This window comes from Streptacidiphilus anmyonensis (assembly GCF_000787855.1).
Classification (GTDB): Bacteria; Actinomycetota; Actinomycetes; order Streptomycetales; family Streptomycetaceae; genus Streptacidiphilus; species Streptacidiphilus anmyonensis.
Genome location: NZ_BBPQ01000010.1, coordinates 128,766 through 149,084, shown reverse-complemented (window position 1 = coordinate 149,084; position 20,319 = coordinate 128,766). Strand labels below are relative to the sequence as shown.

The window sequence follows — 20,319 nt, the reverse complement described above, 5'->3', positions numbered from 1 at the left end:
GCTCCACTCGCAGTGAGTGGAGCCCCGCGCCCCTGGACGTCTGCCGGTTGCCGCGCGACACGGACCGCTGCCACCCCTTGCGGGACTACAGGCCCTTGCGGGGCTACGGGCGCGCGCCCGTCGAGCCGCGGACGACGAGCTCGGGCTGGAAGACGAACTCGCCCCGCTGGGCCGGGTTGCCGCCGATCTCCTCCAGGAGGACGTTGACCGCGGCCGCGCCCATCGCCTCGACGGGCTGGCGGATGGTGGTGAGCGGCGGGTCCGCGAAGGCGATGAGCGGGGAGTCGTCGAAGCCCACCACGGAGATGTCCTTCGGGACGGACAGGCCGCGCGCACGCGCCCCGCGGATCGCCCCGAAGGCCATCAGGTCGCTGCCGCACACGATCGCCGTGCAGCCCTTGTCCAGCAGGACGTTCGCCGCGGCCTGGCCGCCCTCGACGGTGAAGAGGGAGTGCTGGATCAGATCCCGGCTCTGCTCCTGCGAGAGGCCGAAGACCTCGCCCATCGCGGCGACGAAGCCCTCCTCCTTGCGGAGCACCGGCACGAAGCGGGAGGGGCCCACGGCCAGGCCGATCCGCTCGTGGCCGAGCCCGGCCAGGTGCCGGACCGCCATCCACATCGCGGCGCGGTCGTCGGGGCTGATGAACGGCGCGTAGACCTTCTCGCTGTAGCCGTTGATCATCACGAACGGGACGCCCTGGCCCTGGAGCTTGTCGTAGCGGGCCGTGTCGGCCGTGGTGTCGGCGTGCAGGCCGGAGACGAAGACGATGCCGGTGACGCCGCGCTCGACGAGCATCTCGACCAGCTCGTCCTCCGTCGAGCCGCCGGGGGTCTGCGTGCACAGCACGGGCGTGTAGCCGTAGCGGGTCAGCACCTGCTCGATGACCTGCGCGAGGGCGGGGAAGATGGGGTTGCTGAGCTCCGGGGTGATCAGCCCGATCAGGCCGGCGCTGCGCTGCCGCAGGCGCGTGGGTCGCTCGTAGCCGAGCACGTCGAGGGCGGCCAGCACCGACTGCCGGGTCGCCGCCGCAACTCCGGGCTTTCCGTTCAGCACACGGGAGACGGTGGCCTCACTGACCCCCGCCTGTGCCGCGATGTCCGCCAACCGCGCTGTGTTCACGGCACCGAAGCCTATTGCACGGACAACCGTTCGCCTGCCGTTTCGTGCAGGGCGGAGGAGACGGAAGGGCCTGGGAGACGGACCGAGAGCGCCAGTGCGACGAGCGCGGCCACCGCAGGGACGTGGTAGCCGGTTCCGGCGGGGGCGTGGTCGACCAGCCAGCCGCCCGCCGCGGTGCCGCCGGAGATGCCGACCAGCAGGCCGGTCGTGGTCCAGGTGAAGCCCTCCGTGAGGCGCTCGGCGGGGACGAGTTCGGCGACCAGGCCCATGCTGGTGGACATGGTCGGAGCGGTCGCGAAGCCCGCGACCAGCAGCATCGCCGCGACCTGCCACAGCCCGCGACCCAGCGGCAGCGGGGCCAGCGTCGCCGCCATCGCGGCCAGCGCCCAGCGCAGCCGGACCACCGCCCGGCCGCGCGGCTTCCACAGGCCCAGCAGGACGCCGGAGAGGCCCGAGCCGAGCGCGTAGCAGGCCAGGACCGCGCCCGCCGCGGCCTTGTGGCCGTGAGCCTGGGCGAAGCCGATGGTGGTGATCTCCATGGTGCCGAAGACCGCGCCGGTCGCCGTCAGCATCAGCACGAGTGCGGGAACGCCCGGTGAGCGCAGCGCGCCCCGCCCCGAGGCCGCGGCGGCGTGCCCCGACGGGGGCGGTTCGGTGCGGCGCCGGGTGGCCAGGGCGAGGACGCCCACCAGCGAGACCAGAGCGGCCGTCAGATAGCCGGCCAGGGGTGAGACGCCCGTCGCGAGCGCCGTCGCAGCCAGCGGGCCGAGGACGAAGCAGAGCTCGTCGACGACGCCCTCGTACGCGTAGGCGGTGTGCAGCACCGCCTCGTCGCCGCGGTGCAGGAACGCCCAGCGGGCGCGGGCCAGCGAGCCGGTGTTGGGGCCGAGGCCGCTGACCGCGCAGGCGAGCAGGTAGACCCAGGTCGGCGCGTGCAGCTCCAGCGACGCGAGCACGCCCAGGCCGCCCAGCGTGGCCAGCAGCACCGCCGGGACGGCGACGCGGGACTGGCCGTGGCGGTCGACCAGCCGGGCCTGCCAGGGCCCGGCGAGGGCGACGGTGACCAGGGACGCCGCGCCGCCCAGACCCGCCAGGCTGTAGTCGCCGTGCAGCGAGGTGACCAGCAGGGTGGCGGCCAGCGAGAACATCCCCGAGGGGAACCGCGCCACGAGCACGGCCAGCGTGAAGCCGACCGCGCCGCGTGGCGCGAACAACGCGCGGTAGGACATCAACGGCCGCCGGACGAGGGCCCGGCCCCCGTCGAGCCGCGCACCACCAGCTCGGGCTGGAAGACGAACTCCGCGCGGTGCGCGGGCGTTCCGCTGATCTCCTCCAGCAGCGCGTCGACCGCTGCCTGGCCCATGGCCTCCACGGGCTTGCGGATGGTGGTCAACGGCGGGTCGGCGAAGGCGATCAGCGGCGAGTCGTCGAAGCCGACCACGGAGACGTCGCTGGGGACCTCCAGCCCGCGCTGCCGGGCCGCCCGGATGACGCCGAAGGCCATCAGGTCGCTGCCGCACACGATCGCGGTGCAGCCCTTGTCCAACAGCCGTGCCCCGGCGGCGTGTCCGCCCTCGACGGTGAACAGCGAGTGCTGCACCAGATCCTTCGCGGCCTCCTCCGAGAGGCCGAGCAGCTCCTGCGCGGCCTCGGTGAAGCCGCTCAGCTTCCGTTCCACCGGCACGAAGCGGGTCGGGCCCACGGCCAAGCCGACCTTCTCGTGGCCGAGTTCGGCGAGGTGCCGGATCGCCATCCACATCGCTGCGCGGTCGTCGGGCGAGACGAAGGAGGCGTCGATGCGCTCGCTGAACCCGTCGATCAGCACGAACGGCACGCCGCGCCCGGCGAGCCGGGCGTAGCGCTCGTGGTCGGCGCTGGTGTCGGCGTGCAGGCCGGAGACGAAGACGATGCCGGTGACGCCGCGTTCGACCAGCAGCTCGACGAGCTCGTCCTCGGTCGAGCCGCCGGGCGTCTGCGTGCACAGCACCGGCGTGTAGCCGTGCCGGGTCAGCACCTGCTCGATGACCTGGGCGAGGGCCGGGAAGATGGGGTTGCTGAGCTCCGGGATGATCAGCCCGATCAGGCCGGCGCTGCGCTGCCGCAGCTTGACCGGCCGGTCGTAGCCGAGCACGTCCAGGGCGGCCAGCACGGTCTGCCGGGTGGTCCCGGAGACGCCCGCCTTGCCGTTGAGCACGCGCGAGACGGTGGCCTCGCTGACGCCGGCCTGGACGGCGATGTCCGCCAGCCGGGCCGGCGGCTGCTGCGGCTGCTGCGGCGCGAGCCCCTGGGACACGGACCCCTGGGACGGGCCGCCCGCTGAGGGAGGAGTCATCTCAGACGGACCACCAGACGGTCGTGTCGGCCGGGACCACCGTCTCCTCGCCCGCCCGGACCGGCTCCTCGCCCGAGGTGAGCAGCAGCCGACCAGGCACGGGCAGCGGCAGTCGGACGGGCGAGGAACCGGTGTTGGCCACGCAGACGAAGGCACCGTCCGCGTGGGCCCGGCGGAAGGCCAGCGCCCCGGCGGGAGCGTCCAGCCACTCGACGCCGTCACCCGCGCCCAGCGCCGGGTGCGCGGCCCGGATCGCCAGCGCGGAGCGGTACAGCTCCAGCGTCGAGGTCGGGTCGCCGGACTGCACCTCGACGCTGAGTTCGGCCCACTCGGCCGGCTGCGGCAGCCAGCTAGGGCCGCCCGCGGCGGGGCCGAAACCGTACGGCGCCTCGGCGCCGGACCACGGGATCGGCACGCGGCAGCCGTCACGGAAGCCGTCCTGGCCGCTGGCGCGGTGGAAGGACGGGTCCTGACGCACCTCGTCGGGCAGGTCGGTGACGTCCGGCAGGCCCAGCTCCTCGCCCTGGTAGACGTAGGCGGAGCCGGGCAGGGCCAGCATGAGCACGGTGGCGGCGCGGGCGCGGCGCAGGCCGAGCTCGCGGTCGCCGGCGGTGCGGATCTGGGTGGCGTCGGTCGGCGGGTTGGCGAAGCGGGTGGCGTGCCGCGTCACGTCGTGGTTGGACAGCACCCAGGTGGCGGGCGCGCCGACGGGGCGCATCGCCTCCAGCGTCAGGTCGACCACCTCGCGCAGCTTCTCGGCGGCCCACGGGGTGGCCAGGTACTGGAAGTTGAACGCCTGGTGCAGCTCGTCGGAGCGGACGTAGTTGGCGGTGCGGTCCACCGTCGGGGTCCACGCCTCGGCGACGAAGATGCGCTCCCCGGGGTACTCGTCCAGGATCGGCCGCCAGGAGCGGTAGATCTCGTGGACGCCGTCCTGGTCGAAGAAGGGCATGGTGTCGTTGCCGAGCAGCTTCAGCTGGTCGTGCACGCCGAGGTCGGGCAGGCCCTTGGCCTTGACCAGGCCATGGGCGACGTCGATGCGGAAGCCGTCGACGCCCAGGTCCAGCCAGAAGCGCAGGATGGAACGGAACTCGTCGGCGACGGCCGGGTGCTCCCAGTCGAAGTCCGGCTGCTCGGGCGCGAACAGGTGCAGGTACCACTCGCCCGGCGTGCCGTCGGGCTCGGTGATCCGCGTCCAGGCCGGGCCGCCGAAGATGGACTCCCAGTCGTTGGGCGGCAGTTCGCCGTGCTCGCCCTTGCCGGCGCGGAAGTGGAACCGCTTGCGCAGCGCCGAGCCGGGGCCCTCGCGCAGCGCCTGCTGGAACCACTCGTGCTGGTCCGAGCAGTGGTTGGGCACCAGGTCGAAGATGACCCGCAGGCCCAGCGCGTGCGCGTCCTCGATCAGCCCCGCGGCGTCGGCGAGGTCGCCGAACATCGGGTCGACCCGGCGGTAGTCGGCGACGTCGTAGCCGGCGTCGGCCTGCGGGGAGGCGTAGAACGGCGAGAGCCAGACCGCGTCCACTCCGAGGTCGCGCAGGTAGGGCAGGCGCGAGCGGACTCCCGCGAGGTCGCCCATCCCGTCGCCGTTCGCGTCGGCGAAGCTGCGCGGGTAGACCTGGTAGATCACCGCGTCACGCCACCAACCGGTTCTCTGCGGCGCGGGCTCGCCTCCACCACTGCGGGCGGACTGGGCCGGAACGACGAGATGCTGGGTCATGGTTTCCCTTGGGTGCGAGAGCTGCGGGAGAAGTGACTGGCGGTCAGATTATGGGCGGAGCCGGGGAGTCGGCTCGATCAGCCCTTGGTCCCGCCGGCGGTGAGGCCGGTCACCAGGTTCTTGTGGACCAGGTAGAAGAAGGCGGCCGCCGGGATGGCGATCAGCACGCCGGTCGCGGCCAGGTAGTTCCACTGCGAGTTGTACTGGCTGACGAAGGTCTGCAGGCCGACCGCCAGCGTGTAGTGGTTCGACGAGAGCAGGAAGAACGAGGCGAAGGCGACCTCGCCCCACGCGGTGAGGAAGGTGTAGAAGGCCGCCACGGCGAGGCCCGGCCGGGCGAGCGGGATGATCAGCCGCCAGAAGGTGCCGAACGGGCTCAGCCCGTCGATCCGGCCCGCCTCGTCGATCTCCACCGGGATGGTGTCGAAGTAGCCCTTGAGCAGCCAGGCGCAGTACGGCACGGCGGTGGTGCAGTAGACCAGGACGAGGCCGGCGTAGCTGTCCAGCAGCTTGGTGTTGGCCAGGATCTTGTACAGCGGCACCATCAGCACCGAGACCGGGAACATCTGGGTCAGCAGGAAGCTGTACATCAGGCTGCCGCGGCCCAGGAACCTGATCCGGGAGACGGCGTAGCCGGCGCTGGCGGCGACCAGGACGCCGACGACGGTCGTGCCCACGGCGATGATCGTGGAGTTGCCGAGCCAGGTGAAGAAGTCGGTGTGGTTCAGCACGTGGCCGTAGTTGGCCAGCGAGGGGTGGGCCGCGATCCGGCTCGGGTGCTGGTAGTCGAACTCCCCCGCCCCGAGCGAGACGTAGGCGACCCAGGCGACCGGGAAGGCGGCGACGAAGGCCGCGACGGCCAGCACGGAGTGCAGTCCGACGGAGGCGAGCGGGCCACGCTGGCCGCGGCCGCGGTTGTTCTTGGTGCTCATGCCTGCTCTCCCTGCATACGCCGGATCCAGCGCCGGTAGAACTCGGTGAAGACGATGAGGATGGACAGGCACAGCACGCCGACCGTCGCGGCGCCGGCGTAGTCCATCGGGTTCTGGCCGAAGAAGAGCTTGTACGAGTAGGTGACCAGGATCTGCACGCTGTCGCTGTTGGTGGAGCCGAACAGCAGGAAGATGACGTTGAACTGGTTGAAGGTCCAGATCACGCCCAGCAGGATCAGCGTGCTGCTGACCGGGCGCAGGCCCGGCAGCGTGACGTTGCGGAACCGCTGCCACGGGCTCGCCCCGTCCATCTCGGCGGCCTCGTACAGCTCGCCCGGGATGGCCTGGAGGCCGCCGAGCATGGAGAGCATCATGAACGGCACGCCGACCCAGACGTTCACCGTGATCGCGGCGATCTTCTGCCAGAACGGGTCGCTCAGCCACTCGGGTTGGCCGAGGCCCAGGGAGCCCAGGAGGTGGTTGACCGCGCCGCCGTCGGAGAGCAGCAGCCGCCAGGAGAAGATGGTGACGAAGGTCGGCACCGCCCAGGGCAGCACCAGCAGCACCCGGTAGAGGGTCCGGCCGCGCACTTGCCGGTTGAGCAGGACCGCGAGGCCCAGGCCCAGCGAGACCGTGATCGCGACACAGCTGACGGTCCAGATGATGGTCCACCAGAAGTGCGGCCAGAACTGGTTGTCGGGCCCGGAGAGGATGTCGACGTACTGCTTCAGCCCGACCCAGCTGAAGGTGTCGGGGATGTGGTTCACCCCGATGGTGTGGCCCACGTTGAGGCTGGTGGCGTCGGTGAAGGTGTACATGATCCCGAGCACCAGCGGATAGCCGACCAGCACGCCGAGGATCACCGCGACCGGGGCGCACATCGCCCAGGCGTACCAGAACTGGTCGTAGGAACGCCGGAGGCGACGGAACGGGCCGGCCTGCTGGGGCGGCTCCTCCTCGGTCCGGCGTGGCGTGGCGGCTTCCGCCGACGCGGCCACGGTCATGCTGACACCTCTTCGGGGAGACTCTGTGGGGAGTACGAAGCGGGATGCCGGTCGGCCGCCTCCACCCTCAAGGAGGCAGCCGACCGGCACGGGATCACTGCGCGGCGTAGCCCGGCAGCAGCTTCTGGGCCTGGACCGTGGTGTTGCTCATGCCCTGCTGGACGCTCTCCTGGCCGGTGAGCATCTTGGTCAGCTCGGTGCCGAACGGCGTGTACAGGTCGCTGTAGTGGGCCACGGCCGGGCGCGGCACGCCCCCGGACAGCACGGCCTGGAAGCCGGCGATGCCCGGGTTGGCGGTGACGGCGGCGGTGTACGCGTCCGAACGGGTCGGCAGCGTCGAGTTCTTGGTCGCGATCTCGATCTGCGACTGGGCCGAGGTCATGAACGCGATGAACTTCTCGGACGCGGCCTGGTGCGCGGCGTCGGAGCCCGCGTAGGCGACCAGGTTGTGACCGCCGATCGGCGCCCCGGCCTTGCCGGCGGAGCCGGCCGGGACCACGGCGATGCCCAGGTTGGTCTTGTCGGAGAAGGCGGTGCCCTTGAAGACGTTGGTGGTCTCCCACGGACCCTGGATGATCGAGGCGACCTTGCCGCTCTCGAAGGCGTCCATGATGTTGGCGTAGCCGTTGGGCGTGGTGTCCAGCTTGGACACGCCCGGGGCGGAGACCAGGTCCTTGAGGGTGTTCATGCCCTTGATCGCGGCGGCGGAGTTGAACTCCAGCTTCTTGTTCGCCACGTCCACCATGTCGGTGCCCTCGCCGTACAGGAACGGCATGGCGTAGTACGACGCCGGGTTGAAGGCGAAGCCGTCGACGCCGTCCTTCTGCTTGACCAGGGCCGAGTCGGCCTTCAGCTCGTCCCAGGTCTTCGGGGCGGCGGTGATGCCGGCCTTGGTGAAGAGCGACTTGTTGTACATCAGCGCCAGGGTGTCGGTCACCTCGGGCATGCCGTACAGCTTGCCCTGGTAGGTGGCCTGCTGGATCAGCTGCGGCTCGAAGGAGGACTTCTGCGCGGCGGCCGGGGTGCCGTCGAGCGGGGCCAGCAGACCGGCCTGGGCGAAGCCGGCCACCCAGCCGACGTCGGAGCGCAGGACGTCCGGAGCACCCTTACCGGCCGTGGCCGCGGTGGTGAACTTGGTCTGCGCGTCGGCGAAGGGCACGCTGACGTAGTTGACCTTGATGCTCGGGTTGGCCTGCTCGAACTGGGCGACCAGGTCCTTGTAGGTCGGGGCCTCGTTCGTGGCGTCCGAGGTGTCCCACCAGGTGATGGTGACCGGGCCGCTGGCAGAGCTGCCGGAGGCGGTCCCGCCGGAGGAACCGCAAGCGCTTGCAGAAACCGCTATCGCCGTCGCCAGAACGGCCGCCGCAATGCCACGACGCATCGTGCACTCCTTCAGGGGTGGGATGCCCAGAGCCGCACTGCCGCTGGGCTTGGGGAGGAACGTAACAGCGGTGTGAGCGCACTGGAAAGTCCTTGCAGCAATTTTCTGCAAGACAGCGGGATCGTTACCTGCGCGTGTCCACGGTGTTGCCGCGAGACGACGGCGGCCGCGCGGCACCAGATGCCGCGCGGCCGGTCAGAGCCTTGTGGTGGTTGCTGCAAGCGGCTACGGAGCCTGCTCGCCCTCCGGTCCCACCGCCCCCTCAAGCACCTCCCGCAGCAGCTGCGCGAGATGCAAGGCCTTGCGGCCGTCCGCGAGTTGGGCGATCTGGGTGCGGCAGCTGAACCCGTCCGCCAGGACCCGCACCCCCGGTTCGGCGCGCAGCGCCGGCAGCAGGACCCGCTCCGCCGACGCGACGGAGACCGCGTGGTGCCCGCGCTCGAACCCGAAGTTGCCCGCCAGGCCGCAGCAGGACGGCGGCAGCCGCCGCACGTCCAGCCCGGCCCGCGCGGCCACCCGCTCGTCGGCGCCGGTGCCCAGCACGGCGTGCTGGTGGCAGTGCGTCTGCGCCAGCGCGTCGCGCAGTTCGGCGCGCGCCTGCGGCAGCCCGTCGGGCGGCGCCTGCTCGTCCAGGAACTCGGCGAAGGTGCGCACGCGCGCCGCGAGTCGGGCCGCCCTCGGGTCGTCGGGCAGCAGCCGGGGCAGCTCCTCGCGCAGCGCGGCGGCGCAGCTCGGCTCCAGCACCACGACCGCAAGGCCGTCGGACGCAAGGCCGTTGGACGCAAGGTCGTCGGCTGCCTGCGCGAGGACGCCGAGGGTGCGGGCCACGGTCCGGCGGGCGGCGTCGAGGCGGCCGGTGCTCACGTAGGTCAGGCCGCAGCAGACGGGACCCGGCGGCAGCAGCGGACGGAAGCCGAGCCGCGTCAGCACCACGGCGCCGGCGCGCAGGACGTCGGGGTCGAGGTGGTTGCCGAAGGTGTCGGGCCAGAGCAGCACCGGCCGCCCGTCGGCGGGCGGCTCGTAGGAACGGGCGAACGACGCGGGCGGGATCTGCGGCAGCGGCCGCTCCGGGGCGGTCCCGGCCACCGCGCGGGCGAGGGCCGCGAGCGGTCGCGCGCGCAGCGCCAGGCGCGCCGCGCGGCCCACGCCCGGGAGGGTGTGCAGCAGGCGCAGCAGGCGCGGCAGGCCGCCGAGCGCGTAGTGCACGCGCGGCCGGAGCCTGCGGCGGTAGTGCCGGTGCAGGAACTCCGACTTGTAGGTCGCCATGTCGACATGGACCGGGCAGTCGCTCGCGCAGCCCTTGCAGGACAGGCACAGGTCCAGTGCGCCCAGCACCTCGCGCGAGCGCCACCCGTCCGTGATCGGCCCCTCCCCCGTCAATGTGCCGCGCAGCAGCTCGCCGAGCAGCCGGGCCCGCCCGCGCGTCGAGTGCCGCTCGTCGCGGGTGGCGGCGTAGCTGGGGCACATCACGGCCGCCGGGTCGTCCGCGACGCACGCGCCGACGCCCACGCAGCGGCGCGCGCCGTCGGCGAGCGGCAGCGCGCGCGGCAGGCCCGGCTGGCGCAGGTCCGCGTCGAGCGGACGCGGGTCCGTGAGGTTGCCGGGGTTGAGCAGGTCCCCCGGGTCGAAGAGGGCCGTGAAGCGGGCGAAGAGCGCGAGCACCTCCGGCGGGTACATCAGGCCCAGCAGCTCCGCGCGCGCCTGGCCGTCGCCGTGCTCGCCGGAGAGCGAGCCGCCGTGGCGCACCACGAGTTCGGCCGCCTCGGTCAGGAAGCGCCGGAAGCGGCCGTCGGCCGGGGCGTCCAGCGGGAAGTCGAGCCGCAGGTGCACGCAGCCCTCGCCGAAGTGCCCGAACGGGGTGCCGCGCAGCCCGTGTTCGGCGGTGAGCGCGCGCAGCTCGCGCAGGTAGGGGGCGAGCCGCTGCGGCGGCACGGCCGAGTCCTCCCAGCCCGGCCACGCCTCCTGTCCGTCCGGCCCGCGCGTCGCGGTCCCTGCGGCGGCCTCGCGCACCCGCCACAGCGCCCGCTGCCCGGCCGCGTCGGAGACGACGGCCACGTCCGCGCCCTGCCCGCGCACGGCGCGCTCGATCGCGCGGGCGTGGTCGCCCGCCTCGGCCTCCAGGAAGAGCCACCCGCCGCCCTTCGGCAGCAGCGCACGGGCCGCGTCCGAACGGATCAGGTCGGCGCCCATCCCCTCCGCGGTCAGCGGATTCAGGGGCAGCAGCTCGACGACGGCCTCGGCCGCGGCCGTCTCGTCGGCGTACCCGGCGACGACCAGCGCGGTCCGGTCCGGTCGCGGCACCAGGTCGACGGTGGCGCCGAGCACGATCGCGCAGGTCCCCTCCGTCCCGGTCAGCGCCCGCACGAGGTCGAAGCCGCGCTCGGGCAGCAGCGCGTCGAGCGCGATGCCGGATCCGCGCCGGGGGAGCCGCGGAAATCCCTGACGCAGGGTCACGAGGTGGCTTTCGGTGAGCTCGTGAAGCGCCCGGTGGAGAGCGCCGACAGGGCCGGGCTCGCGCAGCATGGCCTGCCGCTCGGCGGCCGTCCGCGGGCCGTGGACGGTGAGCTCGGTGCCGTCGGCGAGCAGCAGGTCGAGCGAGCGGACGTTGTCGGAGGTCCGTCCGTACGCGACGGAGTGCGCGCCGCAGGAGTCGTTGCCGATCATGCCGCCGAGCGTGCACCGACTGTGGGTGGACGGATCCGGCCCGAACCGCAGCGCGTGCGGCGCGGCCGCCCGCTGCAGCTCGTCCAGCACCGTCCCCGGCCGCACGCGCGCGGTGCGCGCGTGCGGGTCGACGGCGTCGGCCGGGAGACCGCCGAGCCCGGCCCGGAAGTCCAGCACCAGCGCGCCGGGGCTGATCGCCTGCCCTCCGATGCTGGTCCCCGCCCCGCGCGCGAGCACCGGCACCCCGTGCGCCCGCGCCAGCGCGACCGCCGCCCGCACGTCGTCGGTACACGCCGGTTTCACCACCCCGAGCGGCACCTGACGGTAGTTCGACGCGTCGTAGGCGTAGACCCCGCGCTGGGCGGCCCCGAAGTCCACCTCCCCGCGCAGGGCGGCACGCAGTTCCTCTTCGAGGCTCCGGACGGTCACCCGATCATTCTGTCCCAGCCCCACCCCCGACGCGGGCCGGCGGGCCCGCGCCGGACCCCGACGCGCCGGACGGCGCGGGTGCCCCCTGCCCACACCCGAACCGACGCCCCGAGTGCCCCGGGCAGGGGTCCCGCTGGGCAACTCCGACGCGGGCCGGAGGACCGTACCGGAGCCCGACGGGCCGGACAACCCGAGTCCCGGGGGCTCATCGCAGGCGGCCCTCCCGGTGCGGGAGACCCCTGCCCACACCCGAACCGACGCCCCGAGTGCCCCGGGCAGGGGTCCCGCTGGGCCGACCCCGCCGCGCGACGGCATGACCGTCCGGAGCCCGGCGGGCCGGACGACCGGAGTCCCGGGCGGCCCACCGCAGACGGCCCGGAACGGCGCGCAGGCCGCCCTCCCGGGGCGGGAGACCGCTGGAGGCGCCGGGAACTGACGCCCGGGGGCTCGGCGACGGCCCGGTTGGGCTGTCGGGCTGTGAGGGACGCGCTCCGGTCAGTCCTGGACGGCCGCGGCGGCGGCCGCGTGGGTGGCGTCGCAGGGGGTGAGCGTCGGGGCCGGCCAGGCGAGAAAACCGTTTCTGCTCTGCACGCCGAAGGCACAGGCGCCGTTCACCCCCGCGGCGACGTACTTGCCGGTGCCGAGGCCGCCGATCGAGTTGAGGTCCTGCGCCAGCTGCGCAGCGCCCTCCATGCCGTCCGGCACCTCCGGCGTGACCGGGCAGCGCACGGACGTCGGGCCGGAGACCTCCGGCGGCTGCCAGTCGACCGTGTAGCAGCGCGCCACGCTGACCTCCTGGCGGCCGCCGAACGCGCCCGTGGTCGCGTGCGCCGTGATCTGGACGGTCAGCAGCATGCCCGCCGCGCCGCGCGGGTCGTCCCGCACCAGGACCGCCCCGAGCCCGCCGCCCACCTGCCCGAACCGTGCCTCCGCCGGCTGGCCGTTCGGGGCGAGCTGGCGCAGCGCCAGCACCAGCAGGTGGGCCCGCCCGTCCGCCGCCTGCGCGGCGCGCGCCGAGGACTGGGCCGCCGTCAGCCAGCCGACGGCCTGGCCGACGAAGGCCACCGCCGCGAACGCCGCCAGAGTGATGGCGAGGCCGAGCAGCCGTCGCCACGTCGGCACCGCCAGCCGCTTGGGCCGCAGCGGAACCGCGTCCGGTCCGCCGATCACCGCGTCGCCCATCTCCGTACCGTCACCGCCTTCCGTGCTGCCGCGCATCGCGCTGTGTTGCTCCCGTGAAGAACCATTGTGCGGGTAGCGCAGGGGGTTTGGCGCCGGGGGGTGGGATTCCGCCCGTCTTCGCCGTCCGGCCGAGCGCGCGCACGCCGTTCGGCCGAACGGGCGAACAGCGCGAGCCGCCCTGTCACTCGTTCGCGTAACGCGACCGTCGTGGCCGGTGGGGCCCGGTGCGGTCGGCTACGGTCGGCCTCGCCATGACGACTCGTGCCCTGACGGACCGCCACCCGGACCGTTCCACACCGGTGCGGTCGGCGGCGGTCTCGCCGACGCTCGCCCATCGCGTCCTCTCCCTCCTCGCCGTGGTCGCGCTGTTCCAAGGACTGCCGACCCTGCTGCGCAACGAGGCGGTCTCCCGCGTCTACCTCAGCGTCGGCTTCGGGCTGCTGTACGGCGCGCTGCTGGTGCTGGCCCTGATCGTCGCCGTGGCCCGCGACGACCTGCCGCTGCGCCGCCTGGACGTGGCGGTGCTCGTCGCCGCCGTGGCCAGGCTCGGGCTCCAGACGGCCGAGGCGACCGGGACCCGGGTGCCCACGTACCACGACGACGAGGCCGCGCTGGTGACGACGGCGGCACGCTCCCTCGTCGCGGGAGGGCACGTCTACGGCGTCCACTTCACCGACACGGCGCGGCTGTTCCACGTCGGCATGACGCCGTTGATGAGCGGCGCCACCGCGGACACCTTCGGCTACCCGCCGCTGAGCGTGCTGCTGACCGCGCCCTTCACCGCGCACGGGCCGCTCCCGGCGCCGACCTGGCTGCCGGTGACCGGCCTGTGGTGCCTGGGTGCGCTGGTCGTCGCGGCCGCGCTGATGTTCCGGCTGCTGCCGGCCGCGCTGCGGCCCGCGGCGACGGTGCTGGTGTTCGCGACGAGCTGGATGTTCCTCTACGCCCGCGACGGCTACCCGGTGTTCCTGACACTGCCCTTCCTCGTGGTCGTGCTGGCCGGTTGGAGCGGGATCGGCGCCGGCGGGCGGCTGGGCCGGACCGGCGTCGTCTCCGCCTGCTGCCTGGGCGCCGCCGACGCCGCGCACCAACTCGCCTGGTTCCTCACCGTGTTCCTGCTGGTCGGGGTGCTGCTGCTGCGGCGCGGCGAGTTCGGCCGCTGGCGACCCGCCGTCACGGTGGCGGGCCGTTACGCGGCCGTGGCCGCGGGGGTGTTCCTGCTGCTGAACCTGCCGACCGTGGTCGTCGACCGCCGCGCGTGGCTGCCGGGCGTGCTGACCGTGCTGACCCAGCACGCGTCTCCGCAGGGGCTGGGGCCGGTCGACATCAGTCTCTGGCTCACCTCCGGCAGCGGCGCCCTCGGTCTGTACTCGGCGGCGGCGGCCGCCGCCCTGCTGGCCACCCTCGCGGCGCTGGTGCTCTGGCCGGCCCGGCTGGCCCCCGCGCTGGCGCTGCTGCCCTGGCCCGCCTTCTTCCTCTCCGCCCGCTCCACCGAGACGTACTTCGTGCTGCTGGCCCCGCTCTGGCTGGTCGCGCTGGCCTGCAACGAGCGGGCCCTGTTCGCCGTGGCCTGGGCCTGGCGGCCCGCGCCGCTGCGCCGCCGGACGGTGCGCCTCGCGCTGCCGCCGCTGCTGGTGGCGCCCGCCCTCGCCCTGCTGCTGACCGCCGTGCTCACCCCGTCCCCCCTGCGTCTCGCCGCGACCGCCACCGGCCCGCAGGCCGGGCGCCCGGCGCGCCTCACCGGCCTGGTCCGGATCACCGCGAGCGTGCGCAACACCGGCGGGACGCCGCTTCGGCCCGCCTTCGCCGTCAGCGTCAGCGCCTGGCCCGACACCGGCTGGCGGATCGTCTCCGGCCCCGCCGCCGTCCCGCCGCACGGCAGTGCCGTCTACGTGCTGCGGCGCGTCGGCTCCCCGCTCGCGCCCGACCCGGCCGGGACGACGCTGCTGACGATCCTCACCGACCGTCCGATGACGGTCACCAACGCGCGGCTGCGGCTCTCCCCGCGCTGACCACGCTGTCCGGGCCGACCAGGGTCGACCGGGCCGACCGCCTCCGGCCCGCTCAGCTGTAGACGGACTCCCGCTCGGTGAGCGCGAGTTCGACGACGTGCACGAGGACCTCCTTGACGGAGTCCCGCTCCCGCGCGTCGCAGAGCACCACCGGCACGTGCGCGCCGAGGTCGAGCGCGTCGCGCACCTGGTCCGCCGGGTAGAGCTGCGCGCCCTCGAAGCAGTTGACGGCCACGACGAACGGGATGCCGCGCCGCTCGAAGTAGTCGACGGACGGGAAGCAGTCCTCCAGCCGCCGGGTGTCCGCGAGCACGACCGCGCCCAGCGCCCCTTGGGCCAGCTCGTCCCAGACGAACCAGAAGCGGTCCTGGCCGGGTGTGCCGAAGAGGTAGACCGCCAGCCCCTCCCGGATGTCGATCCGGCCGAAGTCCATGGCGACGGTGGTGGTGGTCTTGCCCTCCACCCCGTGCGTGTCGTCGACGGGACGCCCCGCCGCGCTCAGTCGTTCCTCCGTCCGCAACGGCCGGATCTCACTGACGGCCCCGACCAGCGTCGTCTTGCCCGCGCCGAAGCCGCCCGCGACCAGGATCTTGACGGCGACGAACGAGCCGTCTCCCTTCGTGCCACGCATCACGCGCGCATCATAGGCAATACCGACCGGCATGCGGAACCGCGCCCCCTCGGCTCGCGCGCGAAGGCCCGCTACTTCGGCACGGTTCCCGCCAACTGCGTGAAGCGTTGCAGGGATTGTGTGTATGCCACCGGAGTCACGTGGACCGGGCCGGTGTACGGGTGCGTCATGTGCAGCACCATCCACACCCCGAAGCCGACCACCGCCCCGACCAGGCCGAGGGCCACGGCCTCGCGCCGGTGGAAGGTGAGCCCCGCGATCGGGGCGTACAGCAGGACCAGCATCGCCGTGCAGACCAGCGCGGGATACAGCGGCCAGGGCATCGCCGCCGAGGAGTCGGCCAGGCGGACCTGCCGGGTCGTGTAGACCGCGGTGAGGTCGCTGAGCTCCTGTTCGCGGTCGGCGGAGGCGGGTTCGGCGAGGACCTCGGCGCGGACGGCGTCGAGCCGCTGCCAGGACACGGGGCTGGCCTGGCCCTTGGCCATGGCGGGCCACTCGTCGTGGATCACCGAGGTCACGTAGGCGTGCAGCAGCGGGCGGGTGTGCGCGTCGGCGTCGGTGTAGGCGGCGTTGAGGGCGCGGGCCTCGTCGAGGGTGTGGCCCCGGGCGGTGTTGAGGTTGGACCAGGAGCCCGCGATCAGGAAGGCCGCGATGAGCACGAAGGAGGACAGGGACGCCGAGCCGAGGAAGGCGAGGGCGCTGCCGGAGAAGCTGCCCTCGCGCGAGCGGCTGGTGCGGCCGAAGAGGGCGAGCACGAGCACCGCGAGAACGAGGCCGACGATCGCGGCGAACAGGAAACCGAGGTCCACTCAGCGTCCCCTTCCGAAGAATTGGTGGAACGCGCCGGTCCCGGCGGCCACCAGGGCGGGGATGGTGATGGCCACGTAGACGAACGCGGCCTCGGGGGCGGCGGGCTGGGCCGCCGCCTCGGGTGCCGACAGCGGGCGCGGCACGGCCGTGGCGGCGTGCGTGTGGACGGCCGGGTGCGGCTGGAGGTGGGTGGGGGTGGGGCGCGGCGCCGGCGGGCGCTGGAGCGGGCGCGGGTGCGGGTGCGCGGGCGGGCGCGGATGGACGCGCGCGCAGACCGGCGCGGGCGGGAAGGGCGGTGGCTTGGGCGGCGTGTGCGGGCCTCCCGGCCGCACCGGCGGGACGACCGGGACCGGGGGTGGCGGACAGATCCGTGGCTCCATGCCGCGAAGCTGCCCAGCGCTCCGCCCGCCAGCCCGCGAGGGCGCGCGATCGACCCGTCCGGGGGACGATCCGCGCCGTTTCGACGAACGGGTGATCCGGAGCCGTGCGCGCGTCTCAGAGCGCGCGCAGGCCCCGGATCACCTCGCGCAGGATGTCGACGTGCGGCAGTTCCGCCGCCGGGACCGGCCGGGTGACATGGATCAACTCGGCCTCGAACAGGTCGCCGAGGAGGATGCGCACCACGCCGAGCGGCAGGTCCAGGTCCGCGGCGAGTTCGGCGACCGAGAGCGTGCGGACCCGCACCAGCTCCAGGATCGCCTCGTGTTCGGGGTCCTGGGCCTCCTCCTCGCCCCCGCCCGACTCGCGCGGCGCGGCGCCGATCTGGGTGACCAGGTCGAACACCTCGGAGACGGCGTGGCGGGTGCGCCCGCGGGTGAGGGTGTACGGGCGCACCAGCTGGCCGAGCTCCGCCTCGTCGGCGTAGGCGTCGGCATCATGGTCGGCGTCACGGTCGTCGAAGGCGTCGTCCGGCTCCTCCTCGAAGCCGTCCACGCCGCCGAAGCCGTCCTGCTCCCCCCGCATCGGTCTCACCCCGCCGAGCCCCGCGGATCCGTGCCGAGGTGCTCGCCGACACGGCGGACCAGCAGGGCCATCTCGTAGGCGATCAGGCCGACGTCGGCGTCCGACTCGCTCAGCACCGCGAGGCAGCTGCCGTCCCCGGCCGCGGTGACGAAGAGGAACGCCTGGTCGAGCTCGACCATCGTCTGCCGGACGTCGCCGGCCTGGAAGTGGCGGCTGGCGCCCTTGGCGAGGCTGTGGAAGCCGGAGGCGACGGCCGCGAGGTGCTCGGTGTCCTCCCGGGCGAGCTCACCGGAGGCGCCGGTGGCCAGACCGTCGCTGGACAGCACCACCGCGTGCCGGATCGCGGGCACCCGCCGGACCATGTCGTCCAGAAGCCAGTTGAGGTCTCCGGACGGCTTCGTCGTGGCTGTCATCGGGTGGTTCCTTCCGCAGTCGGTTCTGTGTTCGCGCCTGTGTGGTCATCGGTGGGCCGGCCGGGCCGGGCGGGCGGCGCCGGCTGGGTGCGCCCGCGCTGCAGGCCGCGCTGGAACGAGGCGAAGGTCGCCCGCGCCTGCTCGGGCGTGCGCTCGGAGCGCGGCACGTCCGGCTGCTGCGCGGGGACGTCGGCGTTGCGTCGCAGCTGCGGCGCGAGGTTCGCCTGCCGCACACGCCGCGGCAGGGCGGGCGGGAGACCCACCCGGCTGTCCTCGACGGCGGGCAGCAGCTCGACGGCGAGGTCCTCCTCGCTCAGCACCTCGGCGTCGATCACGTCGGCGCCGGCGACCGGCTCGGCCGAGGTCAGGGCGCCCAGCCCGCCCTCGTCGAGGACCTCGACGTTGAGCACCTCCTCGACCAGCACCTCGTCCGCCAGGACCTCCTGACGCACGGCCTGGAGGGCGGGGTTGGGGCGCCGGCGCGGCAGACCGCCGCCGGTGGCCTCGTCGGGGGTGTGCGGGCGCGGGCCGCCCAGGCGGCCGGGGTAGGCGCGCGGGGTCGACGCGAGGCGGCTGCCGGAGGCGCGGCCGGTCTCGGCCGGGGCGTCGCGCAGTCCGCGGGTGAGCGACGCGGGCAGCGCGTACTCGCCCGAGGCGGTCCCGGAATCGGCGCCGGACTCCGTGCCGGTGACGGACGCCGCCCCGCTGCCCGCGGCGTCGCCGGGGCGCGGTGCGGCCGGGGTCAGCAGCTCGTGCGGGAGCAGCACCACGGCCGTGGTGCCGCCGTACGGGGAGCGCCGCAGCGAGACCCGGATCTGGTGACGGGCGGCCAGGCGGCTGACGACGAACAGGCCGAGGCGGTCGGTGTCGCCGAGGTCGAAGTCGCCTCCGGTGGCCAGGCGGTCGTTGGCGGAGGACAGCGCCTCGTCGCCCATGCCGAGGCCGCGGTCGTCGATCTCCAGCACGAAGCCGTGCGCGACCTCCTCGCCGACGATCCGCACCTGGGTGTGCGGGGGCGAGAAGACGGTGGCGTTCTCGACCAGTTCGGCCAGCAGGTGGACCAGGTCGGAGACGGCGCCGCCGACGACAGCGACGGGCGGCATCCGGTGCACGCGGACGCGGGCGTAGTCCTCGATCTCGCCGACGCCGGCGCGGACCACGTCGAGGATGCGGACCGGCCGCCGCCAGGAGCGGCCGGGCGCGGAGCCGGACAGGATGATCAGGCCCTCGGCGTGGCGGCGCATGCGGGTGGTCAGGTGGTCGAGCCGGAACAGGTCCTCCAGCTCCTCCGGGTCCTCGGCGCGCCGCTCCATCTCGTCGAGCAGGGAGAGCTGGCGGTGCAGCAGCGCCTGGCTGCGGCGGGCGAGGTTGACGAAGACGGCGGAGACGCCGCGGCGCAGCTCGGCCTGCTCGACGGCGGCCTCGATGGCGGCGCGCTGCACGGCGTTGAAGGCGCGGCCGAGCTGGGCCAGCTCGTCGGGCGCGGTCGGGCCCTGTCCGGGCTCGTCGGGGGCGGTGAGCGGCGGGGCCTCGACGGCGACGTCGACCTTCTCGCCCTCGCGCAGCCGCCGCATGACGGAGGGCAGGCGCACGCCCGCCAGGTCGAAGGCCCCGTTGCGCAGCTGGACGAGCTCGCGCACCAGGCGCCGGCCGATGCGCACGGAGATGAAGACGGTCAGCACGACCGCGAGCAGACCGAGCACGCCGGCGATGCCGTCGCGCCAGATGACGCCGAGCGCGTAGTCGCGCCCCTGCTGGCCGGCGACGGTGGCGGACTGCTGGTCGATGTCGCTGAGGCGGTCCAGCACCCGGTCGGCGGTCTCGCGCCACTGCGCGTAGTTGAGCCGGCTGATGTGCTGGGACTCGCCGAGCTGCCCGGAGTAGTCCTCCAGGGCGTTGAGCTCGGAGTAGTCGGAGCTGTCGGCGAAGTCCTGGTAGAGCGCGGCCAGCTGCGGGGGCAGCTGGGCGATGTGGACGCGCAGCAGCAGCTGCTCGGTCGCGGAGGTGGAGAGCATCTCCTGGAACTGGACGGCGCTCAGGTCGGGCTGGAGGTGCGCGCCCTCCTCCAGTGCGTCCTCGCGGGAGATGTACTCGCGGGCGCGGACCAGCTCGACGAGGTTCTGGGCGGTGCGGGCGAGGTCGCCGGCGGGGATGTCGCTGAGGCCCAGGCGCAGGTCGAAGAAGGGGTCCTGGATGTTCGTGTACCAGACGTAGACGCTGAACCAGTCGAGGTAGTGCTGCCCGACCGCGGTGCGCTCCACCTTCAGGGCGTTGATCTGGTCGAGGATCGTCCGCACCGCGTCCTCGGACGGGGCGTTGAGGTCCTTGCGGTGGCCGGCGTCGTTCGCGTGCGACTCGAACATCGCGGCGGCGGCGTCGGTCTTCGCCTCCGCGGCCTGCAGGGGGGCCAGCGCGGAGGCGGGCACGGTCCTGCCGTCGATCCTGGTCGCGGCGAAGGAGACCGCGGCGCGCCGCTCGTCCTGGAGCGCCCGGGAGAGGGCGTCCGCGGGTGCGCCGTACCACTTGTAGTCGTCGACGACCTTGAGCAGGCCCCACACCTGGGTAGCGGACACCACCGAGGTGTAGGCCCAGAGGCCGGTCAACGCGACGAGCGGTACCAGGAGCAACGCGGTGATCTTCGCGCGTATGGATCTGCGGCGGAGTCGCATGGGTTCCTCTTGTGGGCCCGGCAGAAACGCCGCGACTCTACTACTTGCGCATGTACCAGT

At 73.7% G+C, this 20,319-nt stretch carries 16 protein-coding genes; 1 reads left to right on the top strand and 15 read right to left on the bottom strand.

Annotated features, from left to right (window positions below):
- Window positions 1-103: 103 nt before the first annotated feature.
- From TR50_RS13235 to TR50_RS13195, 9 genes are all read right to left on the bottom strand, one after another.
- Complete coding sequence (locus tag TR50_RS13235; protein ID WP_084700187.1) at window positions 104-1,120, bottom strand: LacI family DNA-binding transcriptional regulator; 1,017 nt, start codon at window positions 1,118-1,120, stop codon at window positions 104-106.
- An 11-nt stretch (window positions 1,121-1,131) separates the two neighbouring features.
- Window positions 1,132-2,349: an MFS transporter gene (locus TR50_RS13230; RefSeq protein WP_063775057.1), complete on the bottom strand. Its 1,218-nt coding sequence runs from the start codon at window positions 2,347-2,349 to the stop codon at window positions 1,132-1,134.
- Window positions 2,349-3,452, bottom strand: a complete 1,104-nt coding sequence (locus tag TR50_RS13225) for a LacI family DNA-binding transcriptional regulator (protein WP_084700185.1) — start codon at window positions 3,450-3,452, stop codon at window positions 2,349-2,351. Before TR50_RS13225 ends, TR50_RS13230 begins: the two co-directional genes overlap by 1 nt.
- A 1-nt stretch (window position 3,453) precedes the next feature.
- Window positions 3,454-5,169: a glycoside hydrolase family 13 protein gene (locus TR50_RS13220; RefSeq protein ID WP_042419879.1), complete on the bottom strand. Its 1,716-nt coding sequence runs from the start codon at window positions 5,167-5,169 to the stop codon at window positions 3,454-3,456.
- A 77-nt stretch (window positions 5,170-5,246) separates the two neighbouring features.
- Window positions 5,247-6,101, bottom strand: coding sequence for a sugar ABC transporter permease (locus TR50_RS13215; protein WP_042419876.1), 855 nt, complete (start codon window positions 6,099-6,101; stop codon window positions 5,247-5,249).
- The gene (locus tag TR50_RS13210) at window positions 6,098-7,105 is read right to left on the bottom strand and encodes a carbohydrate ABC transporter permease (RefSeq protein WP_042419873.1); all 1,008 of its coding nucleotides are present in this window, start codon (window positions 7,103-7,105) and stop codon (window positions 6,098-6,100) included. The genes TR50_RS13215 and TR50_RS13210 overlap by 4 nt, the downstream gene beginning before the upstream one ends.
- A gap of 94 nt (window positions 7,106-7,199) precedes the next feature.
- Window positions 7,200-8,486: an extracellular solute-binding protein gene (locus tag TR50_RS13205; protein WP_042419870.1), complete on the bottom strand. Its 1,287-nt coding sequence runs from the start codon at window positions 8,484-8,486 to the stop codon at window positions 7,200-7,202.
- A 225-nt stretch (window positions 8,487-8,711) separates the two neighbouring features.
- Entirely contained in the window at window positions 8,712-11,579 is a 2,868-nt protein-coding gene (locus TR50_RS13200; RefSeq protein WP_042419868.1) for an FAD-binding and (Fe-S)-binding domain-containing protein, read from the bottom strand.
- Window positions 11,580-12,074: 495 nt separating this feature from the next.
- Entirely contained in the window at window positions 12,075-12,761 is a 687-nt protein-coding gene (locus TR50_RS13195) for a hypothetical protein (protein WP_160311110.1), read from the bottom strand.
- Between the two features lie 251 nt (window positions 12,762-13,012).
- Between TR50_RS13195 and TR50_RS13190 the strand changes: the two genes are divergently transcribed.
- Window positions 13,013-14,773, top strand: coding sequence for a hypothetical protein (locus tag TR50_RS13190; RefSeq protein ID WP_042419861.1), 1,761 nt, complete (start codon window positions 13,013-13,015; stop codon window positions 14,771-14,773).
- Window positions 14,774-14,825: 52 nt separating this feature from the next.
- On the opposite strand, the gene TR50_RS13185 is transcribed toward TR50_RS13190, so the two are convergent.
- The 6 genes from TR50_RS13185 to TR50_RS13160 all read right to left on the bottom strand — a co-directional run bounded on the left by TR50_RS13185 (window position 14,826) and on the right by TR50_RS13160 (window position 20,259).
- Complete coding sequence (locus TR50_RS13185) at window positions 14,826-15,404, bottom strand: GTP-binding protein (RefSeq protein WP_042419858.1); 579 nt, start codon at window positions 15,402-15,404, stop codon at window positions 14,826-14,828.
- 71 nt (window positions 15,405-15,475) lie between these two features.
- A complete protein-coding gene (locus TR50_RS13180; protein WP_052440957.1) occupies window positions 15,476-16,213 on the bottom strand; it encodes a bestrophin-like domain in 738 nt (245 codons plus the stop codon).
- Entirely contained in the window at window positions 16,214-16,594 is a 381-nt protein-coding gene (locus tag TR50_RS13175; RefSeq protein ID WP_152648383.1) for a hypothetical protein, read from the bottom strand.
- Window positions 16,595-16,709: 115 nt separating this feature from the next.
- Complete coding sequence (locus tag TR50_RS13170; protein WP_084700181.1) at window positions 16,710-17,177, bottom strand: DUF742 domain-containing protein; 468 nt, start codon at window positions 17,175-17,177, stop codon at window positions 16,710-16,712.
- A 5-nt stretch (window positions 17,178-17,182) separates the two neighbouring features.
- Entirely contained in the window at window positions 17,183-17,590 is a 408-nt protein-coding gene (locus tag TR50_RS13165; RefSeq protein WP_042368463.1) for a roadblock/LC7 domain-containing protein, read from the bottom strand.
- Window positions 17,587-20,259 carry a sensor histidine kinase gene (locus TR50_RS13160; RefSeq protein ID WP_052440955.1) on the bottom strand — a complete coding sequence of 891 codons (2,673 nt, stop codon included), beginning with the start codon at window positions 20,257-20,259 and terminating at the stop codon, window positions 17,587-17,589. The genes TR50_RS13165 and TR50_RS13160 overlap by 4 nt, the downstream gene beginning before the upstream one ends.
- Between the last annotated feature and the right edge of the window lie 60 nt (window positions 20,260-20,319).